Source organism: Mycetocola saprophilus (assembly GCF_000718085.1).
Lineage (GTDB): Bacteria > Actinomycetota > Actinomycetes > Actinomycetales > Microbacteriaceae > Mycetocola > Mycetocola saprophilus.
Genome location: NZ_JOEC01000002.1, coordinates 747,148 through 770,386, shown reverse-complemented (window position 1 = coordinate 770,386; position 23,239 = coordinate 747,148). Strand labels below are relative to the sequence as shown.

Sequence of the window (23,239 nt, the reverse complement as noted above, 5' to 3'; positions counted from 1 at the left end):
TCACCCCGAGCCGCGCAGAACTATCGCTCGTTATTGGAGCGGTGCGCCTCCCAGGCCGAACGGATAATCTCCTCGGTGCCGCGACGCGCGCTCCACCCGAGTTCGCGCTCGATCTTTGCCACCGAGGCCACCACCGACGCCGGATCGCCCGCGCGACGCTCGCGAATCTCCGGGGGCAGATCGACCCCACTCACCCGGCGCACGGTCTCCACCATCTCCAGCACGCTGGTGCCCAGTCCCGTGCCCACGTTGAAGACCTCGTGCCACCCGGCGGGCGGGAGTCCAGCGTATCCAGGGCGGCCAGGTGGGCATCCGCCAGATCACTGACGTGGACGTAGTCCCGCACGCAGGATCCATCCGGGGTGTCATAGTCAGCACCAAAGACCAGTGGCGATTCACCCTGGTCCAGTCGCTCCAAGATCATCGGTACCAGGTTGAGCACGGCGCGATCACCCAGTCGGTCAGACCCCGCACCGGCCACGTTGAAATAGCGCAGGCTCACCCCGCGAAGCCCCCAGGCGGTTCCCGCGGCCGCGACCAGGTACTCCCCCTGCAGCTTGGACATTCCGTATGGATTCACCGGCACCGTGGGAGCATCCTCGGCGATCTGCGCCCCCACCGCATTGCCATACACCGAGGCAGAGGAGGAGTACACCAGGTTGCGCACGCCGGCCGACTCCATCGCCAGGATCAGGTTGGACAGACCACCGATGTTTTGTTGAAAGTACCAGGCGGGCCGTTGGACCGACTCCAGGACCTGCTTGCGGGCGGCGAAGTGCACCACGGCTTCGATCCGGGCGGTGGTGAGGATCTCGCTCAGCCGCGGAACCGAATGGGTGTCCGCGAGGTCGAGTTCGTGAATAACCACGCCGGGAATACGCTCGGGGATGCCGGTAATCAGGTCATCCACGGCGCCAACCTCATCGCCCCGGGCCTGCAACAGCTCCACCACGTGCGCACCGATGTATCCCGCACCGCCGGTAACCAGAATCCTCATACCGGGGATCCTTTCGCACCCGTTTTCCGGAGCGTGGATCCACGCTCCGGCACCGGTTTACGCTAGCGACTGGCCGAATAGTCGGTGCCCAGCACTGCCACAACCTGGTTGGCCGGGGCCGGTCCGCCGGCGTTGTTCTTGGCGTACTCCTGAGACTTGGTGACGGTCTGGATGCCCAGGGCCGCGGCAACCCCACGGGCCGCCGACTCACCGGCGTTATCGTGGTAGTACACCACGCTCTGACGAATCGACTTGCTCTTGGCATTGCCCACGTTGATCTGCTGGGTCCAGCCCGCCTGGTTCAGTCGCGTCGAGGCACCGGCGGACAGACCCGTGGTGGTGGTTCCATTCAGCACGTAGATCGAGGCGGTCTTATCGACCGCACCGGTGGTCGGGGTTTCGCTCGGCGGAGCCTGGCTCTCGCCGGTGTCGCCACCGTTCTCATCGGTCCCACCGTCGTCCGGGTTATCGGAGGCACCGTCGCTGGGCTCCTCGCCGGGCTGCGCGGTTGAACTCGAGGTCGGCGCGGTGAAGTCGATCTTGCCGTTCTGCACCGCGATATACACGATCCCGCCGAGCACCAACACCACCACGGCCAGGACCGCGACCAGCCAGCCCCAGTGACGACGAGGCAGCGCTCCGGCGGCACGGTGAGCACCCACACGCTTGGAGTGCGTGCGGGCGTTGTCAAAACGGTCGTGGGGGTGGCGTTCGCGCATCTGGGTGGTTCCTCATGGCGGGTCGAGCAGCCGGGCAGATACCCGGTACGGCGGGAAAACGATCGAGAGGGGTTAGTGCTGTCCGGTGGCGCGGCGCTCGCGGGCGGCCTGGCGGGCCTGGCGCAGTCGCTGCAGACGTTTGATCAGCATCGGATCAAAGATGAGGGCGGCTGGACGATCAATCAGGCCCGAGAGGATCTGATAGTACCGGGCGGGGGAAAGTGAGAGTTCGGCACGAATGGCCTCCTCCTTCAAACCCGGGTGCTGCCACCAGCGGTTCTCAAACTCGAGGATCGCCCGTTCGCGATCGCTGAGCGCACCGGCGCGCACGGGTTCCGGCGTAGGTGCCGTGGAATCGGAACTCATAGTCATCTCCCCACCAGTAGCGCTCACCTCAAGAGGTCCGTGGGGTAATCCTAACCCGAATCCCCGACGCTAGATGGGGACCGGCTGAGAGAACCCCCACCCAACCGGTGAGACTTACCCCAATAAGGGGAACAAACACGGGTGTGGCGCGTTAGATTAGGAGTGGATCACCACCCGAAGGAGACGGTATGAACACCCCCGTGAACAAGAGCGACGCCGAGTGGCGTGAAGAACTGAGCCCCGAGCAGTATCAGGTGCTGCGCGAGGCCGCGACCGAGCGTCCGTGGACCGGCGAGCTGCTGGACGAGGAGCGCTCCGGCCTCTACACCTGTGCCGCCTGTGGTGCCGAGCTGTTTAAGAGCGGAACGAAGTTTGACTCGGGCTGTGGATGGCCGAGCTTCTACGAGTCCGTGCGCCCCGAGGCGGTCAAGCTGATCGAGGACAACTCGCTGGGCATGGTCCGCACCGAGGTGCGCTGCGCCACCTGCGACTCGCACCTGGGCCACGTGTTTGACGACGGTTTCGGCACCCCCACCGGCGATCGCTATTGCATGAACTCGATCGCCCTGAACTTCACCGCGGAATCCGAGTAGCGTGAGCGCAGGGGCATACCAGGCCGCGCTGACGCGGCGATCACGATCAAAGGTTTCGCCGGAAACCCCGGATCACGACGAGCTGGTGCGGCTGGTTTCGGCCGCGGGTCGGGTGGCCGATCACAGTGGTCTGGAACCGTGGCGTCTGATCGAGCTGCGCGGAACCGACCGCCACCGACTGGGTGAGGCGCTTGCCGAGGCCGAGGGCAAACGCTCTCCCTCAACCAAGCCGCTGCGTGCCGAACTGCTGATCGCGATCGTGTTTGCCCCGAAGAAGTCGCATAAGGTTCCCGACTGGGAGCAGGAGGCCGTGGCCTCGGGTGTCGCGCACGTCCTGAGCCTGCTCCTGGACGAGGCCGGCTGGGGTGTGCTCTGGCGCACCGGTGAGCTGACCCGCACCGAGCCCGTGCACCGCATGCACGGACTCGCTCCGCACGAGAAGCTGCTGGGCTGGCTGTATGTGGGTGGGGTCCTGCCCCGGGACAAACCCGAGCGGCCCCGCACCATCGACGGGGCCCGGTTCATCACCGGCCTGCCGACGTCCTAACGCACGAATGCCCGTGCTCCCGATTATCAGGAGCACGGGCATTTTGTCATTTCCGTGGGCTACGTGGTTGACGTCGGCGCACTCGCGGGGGCCGCGTGACGGTGCCGGCCCCAGCGCGGAAGCCCGGCAATGATCGCCGCGACCAGCGCCAGCAGCGCGCCGCCGACGGTGGCCAGGGACATCTGATCAGCGCCGAAGTCCATCAGGTCCAGGATCACCGCGGTGATCAGCTGACCGGCGATCATACCCATCCCCATCAGCAGCACGCCGGTGGAGGCGACGATCCACGCCGAGAGTCCGATACACACGCAGCCGATCAGCCCGCCCACGTAGAGGGACGGGTCACTCGGCCAGGCGAATTCGGTGAAGTGCGGGCCGCCGCTGATAAAGACGGCGCAGAGCAGCGCAAACGTGCCAAACAGGAAGTTGAGGAACGTGGCCGACAGCACGCTGTTGGCGGCCGCACGCACGCGCCCGTTAACGGCCTGCTGCCAACCGAGCAGGAGCCCGGCAATAAAGGGGAGAACCAGGGCCCACGCGGGGATATCGGTGGAGATTTTGCCCGTGACCGACCAACCGGCGGCGGCCAGCACAAGCGCGGCACCCAGCAATCGATTAACGCTCGGTCGGACCCGCCCGAGCGGACCAAATCCGATGCCGTCGAGGATGAGCCCGGACACGGTTTGCCCGGCAACCACGGCAACGCTGAACATCGCGATGCCCACGATGGCCCCCACCTGACTCTGGCTAAAGACCAGGAAAGCGCCGCAGAAGCCGGCCAGCAGGATCCACCAGGGTACCGATTTCCCGGCAATTCCGTGGAAGATCGCGGCGACTCCGCGACGCCCCGGGCGGGAGAAAATCATGATCAGCGACAGGACTACCAGGCCCGACCCGAACGAGACCGCGGCCGCCGCCAGGCCGTCGTGCAGCGCCTCACCGAGGTGTCCGTTAATGCGTGCCTGGATCGACATGGCCGATCCGATCATGACGGCAAGAATGAGCGCAATCCAGCGCGGGAGAATGCGGGCGGTCCGCTGTGACATGGTGAAGCCTTCCAACTCGGCGCACGCAAGGGGTCGCACGCCGCGTGCCAGCTTACTCCTCGCCCACGACGCTTCCGCGCCCACAAAACCCCGTGCCCGTTCAGGCCGTCTCCCTAACTGGGATTCCGCAGGTTCCTCGGCCCCGCGGACAGTCGTCGCCCGGTTTTTCTGCCGATCGGCACCGTTCCCGCCGCTATACGGACAGTCGCCGCCCGAACCCCCGGGCGTTCTGGCACGATGGGATCAACCCGAGAAGGGAACCCGAGATGACATCCACACGCCCCGCCGCCAACGCCGACGGCATGCGTCGTCACAACCTCGCCGCGGTCCTGGAGATCATCCATCGTCGCCGGCAGCTTTCGCGCACCGAGATTACCCGGGCATCCGGGCTGAGCCGGTCCTCGATCAAGGGCCTGGTCGCCGAGTTGGAGACCCTGGGGCTGTGTTTTGAGAGCGAGCCGCAGGCCAGTAATCGCTCGGGTCGCCCCTCGCCGATGGTGCAGCCGCGCCCCGACGTGCTGAGCGTCGCGGTGATGCGCGATGCCAACGGGATCACCGTGGCATTGGCGACCCTCGGGGCGAAGATTGTCTGGCGTCGAGCGGTCCCGCTCCCCCGCAATGTGTCGGCACGGGACACCGCCGATATCGTGGCCACCACGATCGCCGAGGCCCTGGCGGAGCTTCCCGCCGGGGTTGTGCTGGTGGGGATCGGCGTGGCGACCCCGGGGTTTGTGACCGGTGAGAATCACGAGTATGTGAGTGCGTCCTCGCTGGGATGGGATGCCGAGCCGTTCGCCCACTACCTCACCGAGGCCACGGGAATCCCCGCGGAAACCCGCTATGACGGCCACCTGGGGGTGCTGGCCGAGAGCATTTGGGGTGCCGGGCTGGATCGCAAAAACGTTGTCTACTTCTACGGCGGCCCGGGCGGGATCGGCACCGCGGTGCTCGTGGGGGGACACCTCCTGACCGGCAATACCGGCATCGCCGCCTCCTTCGCCCACGCGACCGTGCGACCCGGCGGCGGGCGCTGCTGGTGTGGTGCCCGCGGCTGCTTCCAGGTGGAGGTCACCCAGTACGACATCCTGAGCGCCCTCGGGGAGATCGGCGCGCTGCCCGAGCTCCCGCCCGAGGCCGTCGAGGACCGCTCCCCGCGCACCGTCTACGCTCCCCCGCACGATGATGATCCGGTGCTTCCCGAGCCGCCGCAGTCCCCGCACGAGCGCCTAGAGAGCTATCTGGCCCGCACCGGCGCGGCCCTGCGCGCGGCCGTGATCGCCTACGATCCCGAGCTGATCCTGTTTGACGGATTCTTCAGCCACCTGCTGGCCTACGATGCCGACACCCTGGCCGGCTACTGCGTAATCTCCAGCTTCGACACCATGCGCCAGCAGGTCGAGCTGGGAACCCCAGCCCTCGGGCCCGACCTGCTCCTGCTCGGCGCGGCCGATCTGGGCTTCCGTCGGCTGCTGGCCGATCCGCTCGGTGTGATCGGCGGGCAGCCGGCGGGCGCGGACACCGCGGTGCGTCCGGAATAGCCGGATCGTCCGGCCGACTGGACTGTCTCGGCAGACTCAACTGGCTCGGCCGACTCAGCTGGCTCGACCTGCGCAGCTGGCTCAACCTGCTCAACTGGCTCGGCGCCCCGGCAGCCTAGCGACGCCACATCGGCCGCGCCGTCATATTCCCCCGGAGGAACATGACGGCGCGGCCGCGGTGTGCGCTAGGACTCGTCGGGTTTTTTGAGCAGGAAGGTCATCGCCAGCGCGAGCACCTTGACTCCCAGCCCGACGGTGAGCGCAAACCGCAGGCCGTGCCCATCCGCAAGGATGCCGTAGACCGGCGCGAACAGCCCACCCACCGTGGCCCCGAGGCCCAGGGTGAGCCCGCTCGAGGTTCCGATCCGATTCGGCAGGTACTTCATCCCCAGCGCAACCTGCACCGAGAACGGGATGAAGGCGGCAAACCCAAGCACCGCAATCGCGATCAGCGCGACCACCGTGCCCGGCGCAAGCAGCATGACCCCGAGCGCCAGCGGGCCGATCAGGTAGCCCAGGCGCAGGGTGAGGATGTGGCCGATCCGGTCGGCAAGCCAGCCGCCGGCCAGGGTTCCCAGCACCCCCATCCCGGTGAACAGGGTCAGGCTTCCGGCCCCGAACTCGGTGCTGACCCCAAACTCACTAATCAGGAACAGGGCGAGGAATGCCTGAATTCCGGCCGATCCCGCCGAGGACAGGATCACCATCGCCGAGAACCAGCCGAATGCTCGCCAGTCATCCTTGCCGTGCCGAGCGGGCTTCGTCGGAGCCGGAGCGGCAACACCCGAGCGCGCACGCTTTGCCCGTTCGATGCCGCGCCAGATCGCCATCAGCAGCGCCAGGGCCACGGCGGGAAGCGCGAGCAGCGGGGTGGCCGCGAGACCCAGGTTTCCGATCACCAGCGATACCGCGAGCGGCGCCAGCGCCATGCCGATGTTTCCGCCGACCGAGAAGACCGCGAGCCCGCTGGTGCGCGGACCCGAGGCCGCCTTCGCCTGACGCGTGGCCGAGGGGTGGTAGGCAGCGACCCCGAGGCCGGTGCCGGCAACCGCGAGACAGGTCAGCAGCAGGTCCTGGGTGAGCCCCGAGATACCGACACCGACACCGGCAATCAGGAAGCCCACCACCGCGAGCCAGGGGATGCGCCAGCGATCCACCAGCAGCCCAAACGCGGGCTGGAGCACGCTGCCCAGCAGGTTGGCGGCGAGCATGATCGCGCTGGCCGCGGCGTAGGTATAGTTGCGCTCCAGCACCATAAACGGGATCAGCGCCGGCACCGCCCCCGCGTAGAAGTCGTTGACCACGTGGGTCACCGACATCAGCGCGAGCTTCCCGCGTTGAACCTCCCCGGTCATGCGCGGGGGCGCTACCTGCGGCAGCGCCCCCGTTCCAACCGATTCCAGGGAATCAATCGCCTCGTTTCTTGAGGTCACTCTGCCAGCAGCCAATCCACCTCGCGGCGCAGCAGCTCGTGCCGTTCCGGGGTGTCAAACGCCTGCACGCCGTGGCCCAGGGCGTCATAGACGGTGCGGGCACCGTCCTGCTCGGTGGTCCACACCAGTGCGTGGGTCAGGTCGGCATAGTCGTGGGTCAGCAGAATTCGGCTGCCCGGGTACGCCTCCAGATAGCTGTACATCTCGTCGTAGGGGTGGAAGTCGGCAAAGCCCGCGGTGATCGGATGATCCGGGTCCGAGACCTGCACGTGCGAGACGCCGATCGGCGGATGCATCGAGGTCCCGCGCACCCACTCGCCGCCGATCCACTGGTGCCACTCGTCCAGCCCATCCAGGCTGTTCGAGGCGGCGTGCAGCGCGAGGATCGGTGCCTTGCGGGCGCGGTAGGCACGCAGCGCGGCAAAGGCCTCGTCCCACTCCTCGCGCGGACCGTCGGAGACCTCGGTATACTCGCCAAAGCCCGAGTTGACCACCAGCAGGTCGGTGTCCGCCAGTTCCTCCAGGATGCCCTGCGGCTTGAGCGCCCGCAGCACAACCTCGTGCCCGGCCTCCTGCAACACCTGGGCGACGCGGAAGCCCGTCGCGGTGAAATCGTGCCAGCGGTCCTGGTACTGACCGGAGCCGGTCAGGATGGTGATTTTTGCCATGATGTTTCCCTCTCTCGGGTGGGGTTAGGGGTGCAGCAGGGTGGTGGGGATCGGCGCCGAAACCAGGCCGGACGCATCCAGCTCCGCCCACAGCTCGGCGGGGATCTCCCAGCTCGCCCAGGACAGGTTCTGGTTCAGCTGGCCGCGGTCGGCCACCCCGGTGAGGATCATGTCCACCTCGGGATAGCCCAGCACATACTGAATGGCCACCGCACCGATGGGCACGCCGTAGCGCTCACTCAGTGCGTGAATCGCGGCGACCCGCTCGACGATCGCGGGCGGGGTGGGCTGATAGTGGAAGTGACCGGAGTCCTTGCCATCCACCAGGCCCGCGTGCAGGGTCGAGGCGATGCTCAGGGTCACGCCCTGCTCCCGCACCAGCGGGATCACCTCGTCCAGCGCCTCGGAGTCCACCAGCGAGAAACGGCCGGCGAGCAGCGCGGCGTCCAGCTCGATTTCGCGCAGGAAGCGGGCGAGCATCGGTGCCTGGGTGATGCCGACGCCGATGGCGCCGATCACCCCCTCGGAGCGCAGCTCCTGGAGTGCCGCATAGGACTCGGTGGACGCCTGGTCGTAGAAACGGTCGGGATCGTGGATGTAGGCGATGTCCAGTCGGTCAACGCCCAGCCGGGCGAGCGACGCGTCTACCGAGCGGCGAATCCCGTCAGCCGAGAAGTCGTAGCGCCACAGCGCATCCTCGTGTTCGAGGACCGGCTCGCCGTCGCGCACCAGGCGGCCCACCTTGGAGGAGAGCACATACTCCTCGCGGGGATAGCGGGTCAGCGAGGGCCCAAACAGCTTCTCCGAGGCACCGCCGCCATACATCGGGGCGGTGTCGAAGTAGCGGATCCCCGCATCCCAGGCGGCATCCACCAGGTCGTCGCTGTTGGCCTGCGGATCGGCATGATGGATCAGCGAGGTGGCGCCGAGGGACAGGCCGCGGGCCTGCGGGAAGGTAACCCGGTTGGTGGGTTCGGTTGTCATGATTAGCCTTTCAGTCCGCCGCCGAAGTTGATACGCATGTACTTCTGCAGCCAGATAAAGATGATGATCAGCGGAATGGTGGCCACGAGTGATCCGGAAATCACCAGGGTCGGGATGATGGCCTCCTCGGTATCACTCCCGCGCATCATGCTGTAGAGGCCGAGGGAGAGGGGGTACTTGGTGTTGTCGCTCAGCATGATGAACGGCAGCAGGAAGTTATTCCAGATTCCCACGAACTGCAACAGGAACACGGTGAGCAGGCCGGGCGCCATCAAACGCAGCCCAATCGCCGAGAAGATTCGAAACTCGCTGGCCCCGTCCACGCGTCCGGCATCCAGCAGCTCCCGCGGCACCGAGGAGGCGGCAAACACGCGGCACAGCCACATCCCAAACGGGCTGACCATGACCGGGAACAGGATCGCGAAGTACGTGTTGGTGAGCTCAAGCTGGGCCATCAGCAGGTACTGCGGGATCGCCACCACCACGCCGGGCAGCAGCATGCCGGTGAGCACCAGGCCGAAGGCGACCTGCTTGCCGCGGAACTCGTACATCGCCAGGCCATAGCCGAACGCCGCCGAGACCAGCACCGAGAGGGCAGCGCCTCCGCCGGCGTAGATGACCGAGTTGCCCATCCACGTCCAAAACGCGCCGTCCTGATAGTTGCCCAGCTGGGCGACGTTGCGGAAGAACCCGTCGATCCCATCGGGGATAAACGTGTTGGTGGTGAACAGGGTTTCGCGGCCCTTGGTGGACGCGCTCACCAGCCAGAACAGCGGGATGAAGCAGTACAGCGAGCCGATGATCAGGATCGCCGAGGGAATCGCGCCGAGCGCCTTTCGCTTGGCCCGGGCGCGTTCGCGCTTGATCTCCTGCGGCGGACGCTCGCTCGCCGGCAGCGCGGCGGCGACGGGAACCGGGGTCTTATCGATCGTGGTCATCAGTCGCCCGATCCCTTCTTGCCTGCGAGCCGGAAGACCAGCAGCGAGAGTCCAAATGCGATCAGCGCGATGATGATCGCCCCGGCCGCGGCCATGTTGGTTTCGCCCTGCTCAAAGGCCAGGCGCTGGATCTCCATCAGCGGCACCCAGCCGGAGGTGATGGAGGGGGACATGGTTTTCATGGTCTGCGGTTCGGCGTACACCTGAACCGCGCCGATCACACCAAACAGCAGGGTGAAGATCATCGAGGGCACCACGAGCGGCAGCTTGACCTGGATCGCGATGCGCAGCTCGCTGGCCCCGTCGATCCGAGCCGCCTCGTAGATCTCCCGCGGAATGCCGCTGAGCGCGGTATGCAGGATGATCATGTTGAAGCCGATGCCACCCCAGACGGCGATGTTGACGATCGAGTAGAACACCAGCGAGTCCCCGAGGAAGTCCGGGGTCGGGAAACCGAAGAAGGTGAAGATGTCACCGAACGGGCTGGTGCGTTCGTGGTACATGTAGCCCCACATGAGCGTGGCGATCACGCCGGGGACCGCATAGGGGATGAAGATGATCGTCTTCGAGACCGTGCGCAGCTTGGAGACGCCCACGTCCAGCGCCAGGGCGAAGACCAGCGCCAGGCCGAGGGTGATCGGGATCACCAACAGGCCGTAGTATCCGGCGCGGGCCAGGCCCGACCAGAACACCGAGCCCTCGAGGATCGCCGCGAAGTTGTCGAACCCGACAAACACCGAGGCGCGTTCGGAGGCACCGATGATGCCCGAGGAGACCTTATTGGAGAAGAAGCTGAGGTAGACCGAGTAGCCGATCGGGATCAGCAGGAACAGGGTGAAGAGGGTGATCCCCGGTGCGATAAACAGGTACGGGGCGAGGCGGTGGCGGCCCTTCTTCGGGCGGCCCGGGCCGGCCGGGGCCCGACCGGGCGCGAGCGAGCGTCGCGTCCGGGCGGGGCCGGCCTGTTCGAGAACTGGCTGAGACATGTGGGGCTAGTCCGTCACCGTGAAGCCCGTGCGCTTCATATCGTCCACCACGGTGGTCTGAAGCTTCTTGATGGCGTCATCCATCGACAGCTCCCCGGCCACGGCCTTGGGCGCGATGTCCTTCCAGGTACTCTGCATCAGCAGGGCGTTGGGACCCCAGTTGGAGAATGTCTTGGCCTTCTGGCTGGCCACCAACTTGAGGTAATCCTGGGCGGGATCGATCGGGCTCGGGCGCATCTCCAGGATCTCCTTGGAGTTGTCCAGGCGGTCGCTGCCGGAGAGGTTGTTGGAGTACTTCCAGCGGGTGAGGATGCCCTCCTCGGAGTCGGTGAACCACTCGATGAAGGTCTCGGCGGCCTGACGCACCTTGGTGTTCTTGACCAGGATGATCGCCGATCCACCGGACACCGCGGTCTCGGTATCGCCCTTATCCCACACCGGCATCGGTGCCGCACGCCACTTCCCATCCAGCTGCGGGTTGGCGTTCATGATGGTGCCGGGTGCCCAGGCACCGGCGTTCCAGGAGAGGATCGTCCCGTCGGCGAGCATGTTGTTGACGCCGGGGCCGGTCTCGGTGGAGATCAGACCCTCCTTGATGAGCTTGGATCGGAAGTTGGCGGCCTTGAGGGTGGCCGGGTCGTCGATGCCCACGGTCCACTTCTCGCCGTCGGCCTTCCACCAGTCGGCACCGGCCTGAGCCGACCAGCCGGCCAGGTCGTTGGAGTCGTAGTTGTAGTTTCCGAGCACCTTGTCCGGGGCGACCTCCTTGACCTTGCGGGCGAGCGCCTCATACTCGTCCCACGTGGTCGGAACGGTCAGTCCCAGCTGGTCAAACAGGTCGGCTCGGTAGAAGAACATCATCGGGGTGAAGTCCTCGGGTGCGCCGTAGTCCTTGTCGCCGAAGTGGACCAGGCCGCGCACGGATTCGCGGTAGTCCCCCTCATCGATCTTCAGGTTTTCCAGCGGGGCCACGGCACCCTGGGAGACCAGGTAGGGCAGCATCTGATACTCGGCCTTGATCACATCGGGGGCGTCTCCGGCCTGAACGGCGGCGATCAGCTTGGCGGCGATATCGGGCTGGTTGGAGGGAACCACGGTCAGCTTGACCTTGATGTTCGGATGAGACTTTTCGAAGGCCTCAACGATCTGCGGCGCGTACTGCGTGGGGTGCCAAAACTTGATGGTCACGGGCTTATCGGCGGTGCCGAGACCCTTATCCTCCTCGGCGCTTGCCCCACCGGAGCATCCGGCAAGCAGGGCCACGATGGCCGTGGCGGCGAGGAGGGAGAGGGAACGTTTTTTCATGGGCGTTGCTCCTTTGCAGGTCAATGACGAAACGTGATGCGGGTGTGAGTTTCCCTCCCCCGGGCGCACCAATCACCGCCCTCATTGGCGGTGCCGGAATCACGATTCCCCTATGTGGTTCCGGGTGCCCCCGACCTTTCGGAGGTATGTTCACGTCATCAACATACCCCATTTAGGTCCCGTGTCCATAGCCCAATCGAAATTTTCTTAGGTCGCGGTGCGCGATGATGCGATCAACCGCTTCGACCCTCCTCCACAGCGCGAAGGAAATACCCGATTATCCACAGATCAAGCTGCTCCGGGCATCAGGACGCTCGCTGTGCGTAGTGTTCAAACATGCCCATCCACGCCCTGAACATCACCGCCATGGCCACCGCCACCATTGGCGCTGCTCTCGGTACCGGCACGGTTTCCAGCGCCAGCGCATCGTATCCGCTCGATTTCTGGCATGGACTCGCACGGTGGGCCGGCACCACCGGCTTTGCGGGCGTGGTCGCCAGTATCGCCGCGATGATCACCATCTTCACCGCGCGCAAGAAACAGCGCGAGGATATCTGGTGGCAGCGAGTCGAGTGGGGACTCACCCACTACTTTGGTGCCGAGGAGAGCGCCGAACGGGAAACCGCACTGGGTATCCTCACCGAGATGGCGAGCTCACGCCTGGGTGGAATCGACGGCACCAGGTTACTTCTCGCGGCCTCGGCGATTATTTCGCAGGATACCACCGCGGAACACACGCGTTTTCCAAGCGGACAGAAGTCGGACACCAGCTTTACCCACATGCACGAACCCCAGGACCATTGAAAAGTAGAGGAGGAATCCATGACCAACGACTACAGCCGACTTCCCCTGGGGCTTCCGCCGAGCCATAACGAGCTTGTCTACGCGGCGAACATTCGGTTTCGCGCCGAACAGGCACAGGGCATCGCCTCGCCCGAGTGGATCATCGACCTCGCCTCGGAGCTCTGGCCGGTTCGCCGAAGACGCTGGTATCACCGGCTGTTTTTTTCTGATAAGCCGCTACGTCGCAAACCGCCACGACTCAGACGATAGCGCGTTCCAGCACAAACCCCCGGCCACATCGTGCCGATGGGCACGGGGACCGGGGGTGATGGAGCCGTTTGCGAGAATCGAACTCGCGACCTTCGCATTACAAGTGCGGCGCTCTGCCAACTGAGCTAAAACGGCGGGTGCCGATCGGGCACCCCATTATTCTAGGGCACCCGGTCGGGCGCGGTGCAACTTCACGCACCGGGAGCGAACCTATCCGGCGGGTGTTGCGCCGTCGGTCGGATCGGTGGACGGGGTGGGCGACACACTCGCCTTGTTCTGGGTCTCGCTGGCAATCGACAGCACAAACGCGCGGAACTCCTTGGAGCTGGTCAGCTCGCCGGTGTACAGCTTCTCGTTCACCAGGATCGTGGGCATGGTCACCACCTTGTCCAGCTTCGAGTTCGGCACCGGCTGGTTCATCGCGGTGTCGGTCACGCTGCTCACCCAGCCCTTATAGGTCTGCTTGGTGATGCACTCCTCGATCGAGCTTGCATCGGACACCTTGGCGTCCTTGGCCAGCTTCACCAGATCGTCATCGCTGCGACCGGTGGTGCCCTCGGTGGGCTGGTCCTTGTACATCGCCGCGTTGAAGGCGAAGAACTGGTCGGGGGCGAAGTTTGCGACGCAGGCGGCGGCGTTGGCTGCCCGGACCGAGTACTGGCTACCGGCCGACTTACTGGCCAACGGGGCGATCGGGTGATACTCGACGGTGATCGCGCCGTCCTTGACCAGGGTTTCCAGCATCTCGGCGTTGGCCTTCTGGAACTCACCCATATCCGAGGCGATGTAGTCGGCATAGATACGAATGTTGGGCACCGCCGGGTTGATCTCGGTGGGCTTGGCGGGATCCGCGATCGGCTGAGAATCCGTGCGGACCGCCTTGAGGCCGGCACCCACCACGATGCCGCCGCTGATCATGTTCGCGGGGGTGGTGGTGGCCGAGGGCTCGGTGGTGCGCAGCGACATCACGACACCCACCACGATGGCACCCACCACAATCACGCCGGCACCAATCAGGAGCACGCGGCCCAGAATATCCTTGCGGCGCTGGGCGCTGCGCAGTTCGGTGGCACGCTCACGCGCGGCCTGTCGGACCGATCGGTTCCGGGGCGACTTCGGGTCTGCGTCGTTAGTCATTCGTCCTCGCTCAATGCGTGTCTACATCGGAATTAGACGACACGCGAACTCCGAGTTTACCCAGCGCATCTGAAAATAGCCCAAACGGGTCCTCGTTTAGGGGACGTTTTCCCAATCCGGGTCCGGACGTTCCAAAACCACGCCCGGGCGTGCCATACTAAAAAACGTGACACTGGCGTCACACCCCGAGCTGTAAAGAACGGGGTTCCATCACAACGGATCGTCCGGCACGTACCTGCCGGTGAAGGAGAAGAGAAAATGGCTTCGGTCACTTTTGATAACGCAACACGTATGTACCCCGGAGGCACCCGCGCCGCCGTTGACAAGCTCAACCTTGAGGTCGCAGATGGCGAATTCCTCGTTCTGGTTGGCCCGTCCGGTTGTGGTAAGTCCACCTCCCTGCGTATGCTCGCCGGCCTCGAAGAGGTCAACGACGGACGCATCCTGATCGGCGACCGCGATGTGACCGACATCCCGCCGAAGGACCGTGACATCGCCATGGTCTTCCAGAACTACGCGCTGTACCCGCACATGACCGTGGCCGAGAACATGGGCTTCGCCCTGAAGATCGCCGGTGTCAGCAAGGACGAGCGCGCCGCCCGCGTGCTGGAGGCCGCCAAGCTGCTGGACCTCGAGGACTACCTGACCCGTAAGCCCAAGGCCCTCTCGGGTGGTCAGCGTCAGCGTGTGGCCATGGGTCGCGCGATCGTGCGTCAGCCCCAGGTGTTCCTGATGGATGAGCCGCTGTCGAACCTGGACGCCAAGCTGCGCGTGCAGACCCGTACCCAGATCGCGTCGCTGCAGCGTCGCCTGGGCGTCACCACCGTCTACGTGACCCACGACCAGACCGAGGCGCTCACCATGGGTGACCGCATCGCCGTGCTGAAGGATGGTCTGCTCCAGCAGGTCGGCACCCCGCGCGACCTCTACGAGCGTCCCGAGAACGTCTTCGTGGCCGGCTTCATCGGCTCCCCCGCCATGAACCTGCTGCAGGTCGGCCTGGCCGACGGCGGCGTGCAGTTCGGCCAGTCGGTTGTGCCGGTTGAGCGCGAGACCATCGCCCAGACCACCGCATCGACCGCCACCATCGGTGTGCGCCCCGAGGACATCCGCGTGACCGAGGACCCCAACGCCGGCCTGGCCGTGACCGTGGACCTGGTCGAGGAGCTCGGAGCCGACGGTTACCTCTACGGTCACGCCGACATCAACGGTGTCCGCACCGACCTGGTGGCCCGCGTCGACGGTCGCATCCACCCCTACGCCGGCGAGACCGTGCGCCTGGAGGTTCTGCCGAACCACCTGCACGTGTTCGACGTCGAGTCGGGCCTGCGCCTCTCGAAGCCGGTGACCCTGTAATTTAGGTCACCGTTTCGAGCGAATCTTCGGCCGGTAGTCTCGTGACCTCCGGTACGCTCGAAAGAGAGTTTGTTTAGCTTCGGCCCACACCCTCGGTGTGGGCCGAAGTGTTATCCCGGGTAACCGGAAAAGAGAGGGAACCCATGAGCGGCTCGCTAAACATCACCTCGGCCACCGCGGATCCGGCGCTGCTGGATCTGCCCTGGGAGCTCCCCCTGGCGGACTGGCCGAGCGAGAGCATCGCCTCGCTGCCCAAGGGTATTTCACGCCACCTGGTGCGCTTCGCCAACCTCTCCGGTTATGTGGTTGCCGTGAAGGAAACCACCGCCGAGATGGCCCGCGGCGAGTATGACATGCTACGCACCCTGCAGCGCCTGGATATCCCGTGTGTGGATCCCCTCGCGGTGATCACCGGCCGAGGCACCGAGAACGGTGATGAGCTGCCCTCGGTCCTGGTCACCCGTCACCTGCGCTTCTCGCTGCCCTACCGCGCGCTGTTCTCGCAGCAGCTGCGCCCGGACACCGCCACCCGCCTGGTGGACGCCCTCGCCGTGCTCCTGGTGCGTCTGCACATCGTGGGCTTCTTCTGGGGCGACGTGTCGCTGTCCAACACCCTCTTCCGACGCGATGCGGGCGCATTTGCCGCCTACCTGGTGGACGCCGAGACTGGCAAGCTCTACCCGGGCGGGCTGTCGCGCGGCCAGCGCGAGAACGACCTGGAGATCGCCCGCGTGAACATCGCCGGTGAGCTGATGGACCTCGCCGCCGGCGGCCGCGCCGACGAGGACCTCGATCCGGTGGAGCTCTCCAACGGAATCGTCGCCGCCTACCGCCAGCTGTGGACCGAGCTGACCGGCTCCGAGTCCTTCTCCTCGCATGAGCGCTGGCGAATCCGCTCGCGGGTCGAGCGTCTGAATGATCTGGGCTTCGACATCGAGGAGCTGGCGATCAAGACCGCCGAGGGCGGCACCACCGTGCGCATCCAGCCCAAGGTTGTGGACGCCGGACACCACCAGCGTCGTCTGCTGCGCCTCACCGGTCTCGACACCGGCGAGAACCAGGCCCGCCGACTGCTGAACGACCTCGACTCCTACATCGCCGCCAACGGTAAGCAGGACATGGACGAGGAGGTGGTGGCCCACGAGTGGCTGATCCGCGTCTTCGAGCCCGTCGTGAAGGCCATCCCGCGCGAGCTCAAGGGCAAGCTCGAGCCGGCCGAGGTGTTCCACCAGCTCCTGGAGCACCGCTATCGCCTGTCCGAGGCCCGCGACGCCGATGTGCCGCTGGCCGAGGCGCTGAGCTCCTATATCAACGATGTGCTGCGCCACCGCCGCGACGAGGCCACCGTCATCGCCCCGCCCACCGAGGCCCTCGACCTGCCGCTCGACGCCGTGGACGATGATGGCGAGCCCACCGCCGACTGGCGCGACCTGGTGTAGCCAGCGCCACGACGCCCGCACGTACAAGAATCCCGCCCGGTTGCCCGGGCGGGATTCTTGTTATTCGTGGGGGTGAACCGCTACTTGGCGGCCTTGCCCTCGGCGCGCAGGCGCGAGATCTCGTACAGGGTCACCGAGGCGGCGATTCCGGCGTTGAGCGACTCGGTCGCGGAGGAGATCGGGATCGAGACGATCGCGTCGCAGGCCTCGGTCACCAGACGCGACAGGCCCTTGCCCTCGCTTCCGACAACGATCAGCAGCGGACGGTCGGCCAGCTCCAGGCCCGGCAGCATGGTGTCGCCACCACCGTCGAGACCGATCACGAACACACCCGCGGCCTTATAGGCCTTGATGGTCTGCGTGAGGTTCGCGGCCATGGCCACGGGGGTACGCGCGGCGGCACCGGCGGAGGTCCGCCACGCCGAGGCGGTCATGCCCACCGAGCGACGCTGCGGAACGATCACGCCGTGACCGCCGAACGCGGCGGTCGAACGTAGGATCGCACCGAGGTTACGCGGGTCGGTGATTCCGTCCAGCGCGACGATCAACGGCACCTGGGCGCGCGAGATGGTCTTCTGCAGCAGGTCCTCGGGGTGCTCGTAGCGGTACGGCGGCACCTTGAGGGCCAGGCCCTGGTGCACCGAGTCGAAGCTCACCATGCGGTCAAGCTCGGGGCGCATGACCTCGAGGATCGGGATGCCGCGACCGGTCGCGATGGTCACGATCTCCTTGACCCGCTCGTCATACTCGATCCGCGAGGCGATGTAGAGGGTGGTTGCCGGGATCTTGGCCCGCAGCGCCTCAAGCACCGCGTTACGACCGGTGACGATCTCCGACTCATCCGCGGTGCGCTGCTTCACACGGCGCTGCTGCGGAGCCTGGGCGGGCTGATCACCGCCGCGCGACTGCGCGGGTCCGCGACCACCGCGGGCGGCCTCCAGACGCTCGCGAGCAATCTTGCGCTTGCCGGCGACGTGGTAGGTCCGGTCCTCGGCCTTAGGGGTCGGGCCCTTGCCCTCGAGGGACTTGCGTCCGAGTCCACCGGTGCCCTTTGCGGGGCCCTTCTTACCCTTACGAATGGCGCCGGGACGCCCGTTGTTGTTAGCCATCAATACTCCAATGTGCCCCGGTGGGGGTGTCGTCAATCGTGATACCCGCAGCCTGGAGGTCATCACGAATTTGGTCTGCGGTGGCGAAGTCCCGGCTGGTCCGGGCCTGTTCGCGATGCCCCAGCAGCCGGTCCACAAGCGGCGCGAGCACGGCCTGGGCCGCCTGGTCGCCGGCCTGCTGCCAGGTTGCCGAAAGTGGGTTGATGCCCAGGACGTTGGTCATCGCAATGACCTGTCCAAAGGCGGCGGCCGCGGCCGCAAGATCGTCTCCGTCAATCGCCGCGTTGCCGCCGCGAATGGTGTCGTGCAGGACCGCGAGGGCCTGCGGGATCGCCAGGTCATCGTCCATGGCGGCGATAAACTCGGCGGGAAGCTCCTCGGTCTGGGTGCCGGCGAATCGGGTATCGGCCAGGCGACGATCGACGCGCTCGAGGAAGCTTTCGATCCGATCCAGGGCGGCCTCGGCCTCGGCCAGGGCTCCGTCGTGGAAATCAATGGTGGAACGGTAGTGTGCCTGTCCCAGGAAGTAGCGCAGCACGAGTGGGCGCGCCTGGGCGAGCAGGTCGGCGGCGAACAGCGAGTTGCCAAGCGACTTGGACATCTTCTGCCCGCCCACGTTCACCAGGCCGTTGTGGACCCAGTAGTTTGCGAAGCCGTGACCGGCGGCGCTGGACTGAGCCAGCTCGTTCTCGTGGTGCGGGAAGCGCAGGTCCAGGCCGCCACCGTGAATGTCAAAGTTCTCGCCGAGATAACGGCTGGACATCGCCGAGCACTCGATGTGCCAGCCGGGGCGTCCGGCACCCCACGGGCTGTCCCAGACGGCCGAGGAGGGCTCGCCTTCCTTGCGTCCCTTCCACAGGGCAAAGTCGCGGGGATCGTTCTTGCCGCGCGGATCCGCGTCGGTGGCGTCCTCCATCGCGTCGATGCTCTGCCGGGTCAGTTCGCCATAGCGCGACCAGCTGCGCACGTCGAAGTACACATCCCCCGAGCCATCGGCGGCCGGGTAGGCGTGACCGCGCTCGATCAGGCTGGTGATGATCTGCTGCATCTGCTGGATGCTCGCGGTTGCCCGCGGCTCATAGGTGGGCGGCAGGACACCAAGGGCGCGGTAGCCCTCGGTGAATTCCAGCTCCATCCGGTAGGCCAGCGCCCACCAGGGCTCATCCTCGGTGGCGTTGAGCAGCACCTTGTCATCGATGTCCGTGACGTTGCGTACCAGGGTGACCCGGTAGCCCGAGTACTCAAACCAGCGACGCAGCTGATCGTAGACCAGCGCCGAGCGCAGGTGACCGATATGCGGGGAGGACTGCACGGTGGGTCCACAAACGTAGAGTCCTACCTGGCCCGGAATAATCGGGGTAAATTCGCGCAGGTCTTGGGATTTGGAGTCGTACAGGTGTAGGGCCACGTATATAAGAGTACAAGGGGCGAGGCCCGACGGCGCGCCGCGGCCGGTGTGTGACACGAGATTTTCCCACTCAGACACCGTGTTTACTCAAAAAATACCGGTTGTCAGTTGTATTTTGTGCGCGCGCGCTACCCTCGCGGCACCCGCTTCAGGAGCGTGTAGTCAGCGCGGGCTACCCCCGCGGCACCCGCTTCAGGAGCGTGTAGTCAGCGCGGGCTACCCCCGCGGCACCCGCTTCAGGAGGTCGAGGAGCCGGGCAACCTGCCGCGCGGCCGCGAGCCTGGGGTCAGACTCCCCCGCACCCACCGCATAGAGCAGGCTCGCATCGAGCATCTGGGCGATCATCTCGGTCTCCCCCACGCCGCCAAATCCGCAGCGATCCAGCACGGTTTCCAGCGCACCCAGCAAGAGCGGACGGGACACGGCCATGATCTCGCGCAGCTCGGGATCGGCCCCGGCCTCCAGCATGGGTTCGAGGCGAACCCGGACCAGATTGGGATCGGTCTGCGGTGCGTACCAGGTTTCCAACAGCAGCGAGGCGGTCTCTACCGCGTCCCGTTCGGACCGCGGCAGCGCCTCGGCAACCCGGGCGGCGGCGCTGACGCGAACGTTTTCGGCCGAGGTGACCGCGGCGGCGTAGAGCTCGCGCCGGGTGGCGAACAGGTAGTTGGCGGACCCCGCGGGGATCCCCGCGGCATCGGCGACCCGGCGGTGCGTGATCGCGCGCGGGCCCTCGGCGATCAGCAGCGTCGCCGCGGCGGCCACCATGAGCTCTCGGCGCTGCTGCGTGGTCGGCGTAGTCATCTCCTCAGAGTACCCGTTGGGTACCCCTAGGATTCCGCGCGTCCCGGGCTTATACTGCCGTATACACAGCATATACACATGCATAGAAGGAAACCTCATGTCTCCCATCAAAACCGAGGGTCTGGTCATCGACTGGACCCAGATGCCCACCTACAACACGATCATGTCGATCGCCGCCGGCGCCGGACTGCTGCTACTGGTCCTGCTCGCCCGCGAGCTGCGCAAGAAGGACACCGAGTTTGTCCCCGAGGGATGGGCGCTCGCCTCGGGTGTGCTCGGCTTCATCCTGACCGCCACCGGCCTGCACATGACCCTCACCTGGCCCTTTGCCAAGTACTTCCCCTTTGACAACATCATTTTTGGCGAGACCAGCCTCGGTCTCGGCGTGCTCCTCCTGGCCGCCTCGCTGTTCCTCTGGAAGCGTGGCAAGACGATCCGCGACGCTGCGGATCCCGCTCAGTATGTAGCCAAGGTGTCGCGTCCGCTGGGCATCTTCATCGTGGGTCTCGGACTCGCCCTGTTCGGGATCGCGTTCGCCGGCGTGATCTTCCAGCTCTTTGCCGCCCCGCCGGAGGAGCCCATCTCCGGTGCCTTCGCCGAGTACCCGATGATCGAGGCGATCTTCATGTCCGGTCTGTTCGCCCTGGTGGGCCTCGGCGCGGTCCTCTTCCCGTTCGCGCTGAAAACCTTCTCGGTCAAGACCCTGCCCGGCGCGGTTGAGAAGATTTTGGGCATCGTCTGGGGCCTCGCGGGCATCGCGTTTGTGCTGTTTGGCGCGATGAACTTCTTCACCCACATCGGCCTGATCGTCAACACGATGGGCTAGTCTCCCCCACACAAAGATGCCGGACCCCGTGGGGTCCGGCATTTTTGTTATTCGACCCTAGTGGCGCTGGCGCAGCGCCGCGGTCGCGATGGCGGTGAGGCCCTCGCCGCGGCCGGCGAAGCCCAGGCGGTCGGTCGTGGTGGCCGAGAGGCTCACCGGCGCCCCGATCAGTCCGCTCAGCAGCGCTTCGGCCTCGGCCCGGCGCGGGGTGAAGCGCGGGGTGTTGCCGATGATCTGGACCGAGACGTTCTCGATCCCGAAGCCCGCCTGGATCAGGCGCTCCCGGGTCGCGATCAGGAAGACCTCGCCGCGCGCCTGGGCGAAGCGGGGATCGTCGGTCCCGAACATCGTGCCGATGTCTCCAAGCCCGGCGGCCCCCAGCAGCGCGTCGGTGATCGCGTGGGCCACCGCATCGCCGTCCGAGTGCCCGGCAAGTCCGGCCTCCCCCGGCCAGAGCAGGCCCGCAAGCCACAGTTCGGCGTTGTCATCGTAGGCGTGCACGTCCACCCCCACACCCACGCGGATCCGCTCGCCGCCCTCGGGGCGCAGCAGGTGTTCGGCGCGGTTGAGGTCCCAGGGGGTGGTGATCTTGAACGCGCGGGCGTCGCCGGGGATCACCGCGACGGATCCGCCGGTGGCGGCAAACAGCGCCGCGTCGTCGGTGTACTCCTCCTCGGCATCCGCGTAGCCCTGAGCCAGCGCGTGGCGCGGGAACCCCTGGGGAGTCTGCATGGCACGCAGCTCGTCACGGTCCACGGTCTCGACGATGCGTTCCTCATCGTCCACCCGCTTGATGGTGTCGGCCACCGCCAAGCCCGGAACAATTCCGCGGCCGCCCGCGGCGACCGAGTCCACCACATCGTCAAACTGCGTGGAGGGGGTCAGCGCCCGGGCCGCGTCATGAACCAGGACGATGCGCACCGAGTCGGCCAGGACCGCGATTCCGGCCGCGACTGAGGCCTGTCGGGTCGCGCCGCCGGTCACCACCGAGGCGTACTCGGAGGCATCTCCGGCTGCGTGGCCCAGGATAAGCTCGGCGTCCCCGCGGAACGCCTCGGGCGCAACCACGATCACCTGAGCCTCGCGACGCATGCCAAAAACGCCGCGCAGCGCGTGCTCGAGGATCGGCACGCCGGCCACCTCACGGAAAGCCTTGGGGATATCTCCGCCGAGGCGGGTTCCACTTCCGGCGGCTACAACGATCACGGCGACGGCGGGGTTCACACTCATACATCGAGCGTACAGGCCGGGCCCCCAAGGAAACGCAAAACGGGCGGATGCATCAGCATCCGCCCGTTTCGAAGTGCGTTATTCGGGGGTGAACCCGGGAATGGCTAGGAAGCCCAAACCTCCGGAGGAGGTCTCAAGACAAATTAGGAAGCCAGTACCTCATCGAGGACCAGCGACGCCTTATCTTCATCGGTCTTCTCGGCCAGGGCCAGCTCGGAGATCAGGATCTGCCGGGCCTTTGCCAGCATGCGCTTCTCTCCGGCGGAGAGTCCACGGTCCTGGTCTCGGCGCCAGAGGTCACGAACAACCTCGCTCACCTTGATCACATCGCCGGAGGCGAGCTTTTCAAGGTTGGCCTTGTATCGGCGCGACCAGTTGGTGGGTTCCTCGGTGAAGGGTGCACGCAGCACGTCGAACACGCGCTCCAGCCCCTCCTTGCCGATCACATCGCGGACCCCAACAAGGTCCACGTTGTCTGCCGGAACCTCGATAACCAGGTCGCCCTGGGTCACCCGCAGTTTCAGATATGTTTTCTCGACGCCCTTAATCAACCGGGTCTTTACCTCGGTAATTTCGGCAGCCCCGTGGTGGGGGTAAACGACGGTCTCGCCAACCTCAAAAATCATGAATCGGTGTCCCTTCAGCGTTTTTCAGTTTAGCACAGTGAAGATACGTTATTATCTGCGCGGTCAACACACCCTTTATCCGCACGCTAGACTAGGACGGTCCAGCCCCTGCACGCGGGCAATCCCGCTCG

25 protein-coding genes and 1 tRNA gene are annotated in these 23,239 nt (G+C 65.8%); 8 read left to right on the top strand and 18 right to left on the bottom strand.

Annotated features, from left to right (window positions below; all coding sequences use genetic code 11):
* Positions 1 to 20: 20 nt before the first annotated feature.
* From IE92_RS19095 to IE92_RS0109355, 4 genes are all read right to left on the bottom strand, one after another.
* Positions 21 to 248, bottom strand: coding sequence for a hypothetical protein (locus IE92_RS19095; RefSeq protein WP_030687235.1), 228 nt, complete (start codon positions 246 to 248; stop codon positions 21 to 23).
* On the bottom strand, positions 191 to 997 hold the full coding sequence (locus IE92_RS16655; protein ID WP_342666417.1) for an NAD-dependent epimerase/dehydratase family protein: 807 nt from the start codon (positions 995 to 997) through the stop codon (positions 191 to 193). The genes IE92_RS19095 and IE92_RS16655 overlap by 58 nt, the downstream gene beginning before the upstream one ends.
* A gap of 62 nt (positions 998 to 1,059) precedes the next feature.
* Entirely contained in the window at positions 1,060 to 1,716 is a 657-nt protein-coding gene (locus IE92_RS17310) for a LytR C-terminal domain-containing protein (RefSeq protein WP_051701643.1), read from the bottom strand.
* Between the two features lie 72 nt (positions 1,717 to 1,788).
* Complete coding sequence (locus IE92_RS0109355) at positions 1,789 to 2,082, bottom strand: DUF3263 domain-containing protein (RefSeq protein ID WP_030148234.1); 294 nt, start codon at positions 2,080 to 2,082, stop codon at positions 1,789 to 1,791.
* Between the two features lie 188 nt (positions 2,083 to 2,270).
* On the opposite strand from IE92_RS0109355, the gene msrB reads away from it, so the two are divergent.
* Together msrB and IE92_RS0109345 are read left to right on the top strand one after the other, a co-directional pair.
* Positions 2,271 to 2,675: a peptide-methionine (R)-S-oxide reductase MsrB gene (msrB, locus tag IE92_RS0109350; protein ID WP_030148233.1), complete on the top strand. Its 405-nt coding sequence runs from the start codon at positions 2,271 to 2,273 to the stop codon at positions 2,673 to 2,675.
* A 1-nt stretch (position 2,676) separates the two neighbouring features.
* Positions 2,677 to 3,222, top strand: a complete 546-nt coding sequence (locus IE92_RS0109345; RefSeq protein WP_030148232.1) for a nitroreductase family protein — start codon at positions 2,677 to 2,679, stop codon at positions 3,220 to 3,222.
* A 59-nt stretch (positions 3,223 to 3,281) separates the two neighbouring features.
* Here the strand turns inward: IE92_RS0109345 and IE92_RS0109340 are convergent, their stop codons facing one another.
* A complete protein-coding gene (locus IE92_RS0109340) occupies positions 3,282 to 4,268 on the bottom strand; it encodes a DMT family transporter (protein WP_030149665.1) in 987 nt (328 codons plus the stop codon).
* Positions 4,269 to 4,534: 266 nt separating this feature from the next.
* Here IE92_RS0109340 and IE92_RS0109335 point away from each other — a divergent pair, with 266 nt between their 5' ends.
* Positions 4,535 to 5,806 carry an ROK family transcriptional regulator gene (locus IE92_RS0109335; RefSeq protein ID WP_030148230.1) on the top strand — a complete coding sequence of 424 codons (1,272 nt, stop codon included), beginning with the start codon at positions 4,535 to 4,537 and terminating at the stop codon, positions 5,804 to 5,806.
* Positions 5,807 to 5,991: 185 nt separating this feature from the next.
* Here IE92_RS0109335 and IE92_RS0109330 read toward each other — a convergent pair whose 3' ends face one another.
* The 6 genes from IE92_RS0109330 to IE92_RS0109305 are packed head-to-tail and all read right to left on the bottom strand — an operon-like array spanning position 5,992 to position 12,120.
* On the bottom strand, positions 5,992 to 7,239 hold the full coding sequence (locus IE92_RS0109330; protein WP_051701644.1) for an MFS transporter: 1,248 nt from the start codon (positions 7,237 to 7,239) through the stop codon (positions 5,992 to 5,994).
* A complete protein-coding gene (locus tag IE92_RS0109325) occupies positions 7,236 to 7,907 on the bottom strand; it encodes a ThuA domain-containing protein (protein ID WP_030148228.1) in 672 nt (223 codons plus the stop codon). The genes IE92_RS0109330 and IE92_RS0109325 overlap by 4 nt, the downstream gene beginning before the upstream one ends.
* Positions 7,908 to 7,931: 24 nt before the next feature.
* The gene (locus tag IE92_RS0109320; RefSeq protein WP_051701645.1) at positions 7,932 to 8,891 is read right to left on the bottom strand and encodes an aldo/keto reductase; all 960 of its coding nucleotides are present in this window, start codon (positions 8,889 to 8,891) and stop codon (positions 7,932 to 7,934) included.
* 2 nt (positions 8,892 to 8,893) lie between these two features.
* Positions 8,894 to 9,829, bottom strand: coding sequence for a carbohydrate ABC transporter permease (locus IE92_RS0109315; protein ID WP_081863919.1), 936 nt, complete (start codon positions 9,827 to 9,829; stop codon positions 8,894 to 8,896).
* Positions 9,829 to 10,815: a carbohydrate ABC transporter permease gene (locus tag IE92_RS0109310; RefSeq protein WP_051701646.1), complete on the bottom strand. Its 987-nt coding sequence runs from the start codon at positions 10,813 to 10,815 to the stop codon at positions 9,829 to 9,831. The genes IE92_RS0109315 and IE92_RS0109310 overlap by 1 nt, the downstream gene beginning before the upstream one ends.
* Positions 10,816 to 10,821: 6 nt before the next feature.
* Positions 10,822 to 12,120: an ABC transporter substrate-binding protein gene (locus IE92_RS0109305; RefSeq protein WP_030148224.1), complete on the bottom strand. Its 1,299-nt coding sequence runs from the start codon at positions 12,118 to 12,120 to the stop codon at positions 10,822 to 10,824.
* Positions 12,121 to 12,456: 336 nt separating this feature from the next.
* Between IE92_RS0109305 and IE92_RS0109300 the strand changes: the two genes are divergently transcribed.
* Positions 12,457 to 12,924, top strand: coding sequence for a hypothetical protein (locus tag IE92_RS0109300; protein ID WP_030148223.1), 468 nt, complete (start codon positions 12,457 to 12,459; stop codon positions 12,922 to 12,924).
* A gap of 18 nt (positions 12,925 to 12,942) precedes the next feature.
* Entirely contained in the window at positions 12,943 to 13,173 is a 231-nt protein-coding gene (locus IE92_RS18315; RefSeq protein ID WP_156027486.1) for a hypothetical protein, read from the top strand.
* 59 nt (positions 13,174 to 13,232) lie between these two features.
* Here the strand turns inward: IE92_RS18315 and IE92_RS0109295 are convergent.
* Positions 13,233 to 13,308, bottom strand: a tRNA-Thr gene (locus tag IE92_RS0109295).
* A 75-nt stretch (positions 13,309 to 13,383) separates the two neighbouring features.
* A complete protein-coding gene (locus IE92_RS0109290) occupies positions 13,384 to 14,310 on the bottom strand; it encodes a DsbA family protein (RefSeq protein WP_030148222.1) in 927 nt (308 codons plus the stop codon).
* Between the two features lie 258 nt (positions 14,311 to 14,568).
* On the opposite strand from IE92_RS0109290, the gene IE92_RS0109285 reads away from it, so the two are divergent.
* On the top strand, positions 14,569 to 15,666 hold the full coding sequence (locus IE92_RS0109285) for an ABC transporter ATP-binding protein (protein WP_030148221.1): 1,098 nt from the start codon (positions 14,569 to 14,571) through the stop codon (positions 15,664 to 15,666).
* A gap of 143 nt (positions 15,667 to 15,809) precedes the next feature.
* Positions 15,810 to 17,105 carry a DUF4032 domain-containing protein gene (locus IE92_RS0109280; protein ID WP_030148220.1) on the top strand — a complete coding sequence of 432 codons (1,296 nt, stop codon included), beginning with the start codon at positions 15,810 to 15,812 and terminating at the stop codon, positions 17,103 to 17,105.
* 80 nt (positions 17,106 to 17,185) lie between these two features.
* Here the strand turns inward: IE92_RS0109280 and rlmB are convergent, their stop codons facing one another.
* The 3 genes from rlmB to IE92_RS0109265 all read right to left on the bottom strand — a co-directional run bounded on the left by rlmB (position 17,186) and on the right by IE92_RS0109265 (position 20,426).
* The gene (rlmB, locus tag IE92_RS0109275) at positions 17,186 to 18,214 is read right to left on the bottom strand and encodes a 23S rRNA (guanosine(2251)-2'-O)-methyltransferase RlmB (protein WP_030148219.1); all 1,029 of its coding nucleotides are present in this window, start codon (positions 18,212 to 18,214) and stop codon (positions 17,186 to 17,188) included.
* Positions 18,207 to 19,622 (bottom strand): cysteine--tRNA ligase, encoded by a 1,416-nt coding sequence (gene cysS, locus IE92_RS0109270; protein ID WP_030148218.1) that lies wholly within the window; start codon positions 19,620 to 19,622, stop codon positions 18,207 to 18,209. Before cysS ends, rlmB begins: the two co-directional genes overlap by 8 nt.
* Before the next feature lie 216 nt (positions 19,623 to 19,838).
* Positions 19,839 to 20,426: a TetR/AcrR family transcriptional regulator gene (locus tag IE92_RS0109265; RefSeq protein ID WP_030148217.1), complete on the bottom strand. Its 588-nt coding sequence runs from the start codon at positions 20,424 to 20,426 to the stop codon at positions 19,839 to 19,841.
* A gap of 97 nt (positions 20,427 to 20,523) precedes the next feature.
* Between IE92_RS0109265 and IE92_RS0109260 the strand changes: the two genes are divergently transcribed.
* On the top strand, positions 20,524 to 21,252 hold the full coding sequence (locus tag IE92_RS0109260) for a DUF981 family protein (protein ID WP_030148216.1): 729 nt from the start codon (positions 20,524 to 20,526) through the stop codon (positions 21,250 to 21,252).
* A gap of 57 nt (positions 21,253 to 21,309) precedes the next feature.
* Here the strand turns inward: IE92_RS0109260 and ispD are convergent, their stop codons facing one another.
* On the bottom strand, positions 21,310 to 22,482 hold the full coding sequence (gene ispD / locus IE92_RS0109255) for a 2-C-methyl-D-erythritol 4-phosphate cytidylyltransferase (RefSeq protein ID WP_030148215.1): 1,173 nt from the start codon (positions 22,480 to 22,482) through the stop codon (positions 21,310 to 21,312).
* A gap of 143 nt (positions 22,483 to 22,625) precedes the next feature.
* Positions 22,626 to 23,108, bottom strand: coding sequence for a CarD family transcriptional regulator (locus tag IE92_RS0109250; RefSeq protein WP_030148214.1), 483 nt, complete (start codon positions 23,106 to 23,108; stop codon positions 22,626 to 22,628).
* Positions 23,109 to 23,239 lie beyond the last annotated feature (131 nt).

Excerpts from the sequence above, each read along its gene's own strand:
- ispD (WP_030148215.1), bottom strand. The coding sequence starts at position 22,482 with ATGAGTGTGAACCCCGCCGTCGCCGTGATCGTTGTAGCCGCCGGAAGT.
- IE92_RS0109310 (WP_051701646.1), bottom strand. The coding sequence starts at position 10,815 with ATGTCTCAGCCAGTTCTCGAACAGGCCGGCCCCGCCCGGACGCGACGC.
- IE92_RS0109250 (WP_030148214.1), bottom strand. The coding sequence starts at position 23,108 with ATGATTTTTGAGGTTGGCGAGACCGTCGTTTACCCCCACCACGGGGCT.
- IE92_RS0109300 (WP_030148223.1), top strand. The coding sequence starts at position 12,457 with ATGCCCATCCACGCCCTGAACATCACCGCCATGGCCACCGCCACCATT.
- IE92_RS0109320 (WP_051701645.1), bottom strand. The coding sequence starts at position 8,891 with ATGACAACCGAACCCACCAACCGGGTTACCTTCCCGCAGGCCCGCGGC.
- IE92_RS0109335 (WP_030148230.1), top strand. The coding sequence starts at position 4,535 with ATGACATCCACACGCCCCGCCGCCAACGCCGACGGCATGCGTCGTCAC.
- IE92_RS0109290 (WP_030148222.1), bottom strand. The coding sequence starts at position 14,310 with ATGACTAACGACGCAGACCCGAAGTCGCCCCGGAACCGATCGGTCCGA.
- IE92_RS0109355 (WP_030148234.1), bottom strand. The coding sequence starts at position 2,082 with ATGAGTTCCGATTCCACGGCACCTACGCCGGAACCCGTGCGCGCCGGT.
- IE92_RS16655 (WP_342666417.1), bottom strand. The coding sequence starts at position 997 with ATGAGGATTCTGGTTACCGGCGGTGCGGGATACATCGGTGCGCACGTG.
- IE92_RS18315 (WP_156027486.1), top strand. The coding sequence starts at position 12,943 with ATGACCAACGACTACAGCCGACTTCCCCTGGGGCTTCCGCCGAGCCAT.
- IE92_RS0109265 (WP_030148217.1), bottom strand. The coding sequence starts at position 20,426 with ATGACTACGCCGACCACGCAGCAGCGCCGAGAGCTCATGGTGGCCGCC.
- IE92_RS0109280 (WP_030148220.1), top strand. The coding sequence starts at position 15,810 with ATGAGCGGCTCGCTAAACATCACCTCGGCCACCGCGGATCCGGCGCTG.
- IE92_RS0109285 (WP_030148221.1), top strand. The coding sequence starts at position 14,569 with ATGGCTTCGGTCACTTTTGATAACGCAACACGTATGTACCCCGGAGGC.
- IE92_RS0109315 (WP_081863919.1), bottom strand. The coding sequence starts at position 9,829 with ATGACCACGATCGATAAGACCCCGGTTCCCGTCGCCGCCGCGCTGCCG.
- IE92_RS0109325 (WP_030148228.1), bottom strand. The coding sequence starts at position 7,907 with ATGGCAAAAATCACCATCCTGACCGGCTCCGGTCAGTACCAGGACCGC.
- rlmB (WP_030148219.1), bottom strand. The coding sequence starts at position 18,214 with ATGGCTAACAACAACGGGCGTCCCGGCGCCATTCGTAAGGGTAAGAAG.
- IE92_RS0109260 (WP_030148216.1), top strand. The coding sequence starts at position 20,524 with ATGTCTCCCATCAAAACCGAGGGTCTGGTCATCGACTGGACCCAGATG.
- IE92_RS0109305 (WP_030148224.1), bottom strand. The coding sequence starts at position 12,120 with ATGAAAAAACGTTCCCTCTCCCTCCTCGCCGCCACGGCCATCGTGGCC.
- msrB (WP_030148233.1), top strand. The coding sequence starts at position 2,271 with ATGAACACCCCCGTGAACAAGAGCGACGCCGAGTGGCGTGAAGAACTG.
- IE92_RS17310 (WP_051701643.1), bottom strand. The coding sequence starts at position 1,716 with ATGCGCGAACGCCACCCCCACGACCGTTTTGACAACGCCCGCACGCAC.
- IE92_RS0109340 (WP_030149665.1), bottom strand. The coding sequence starts at position 4,268 with ATGTCACAGCGGACCGCCCGCATTCTCCCGCGCTGGATTGCGCTCATT.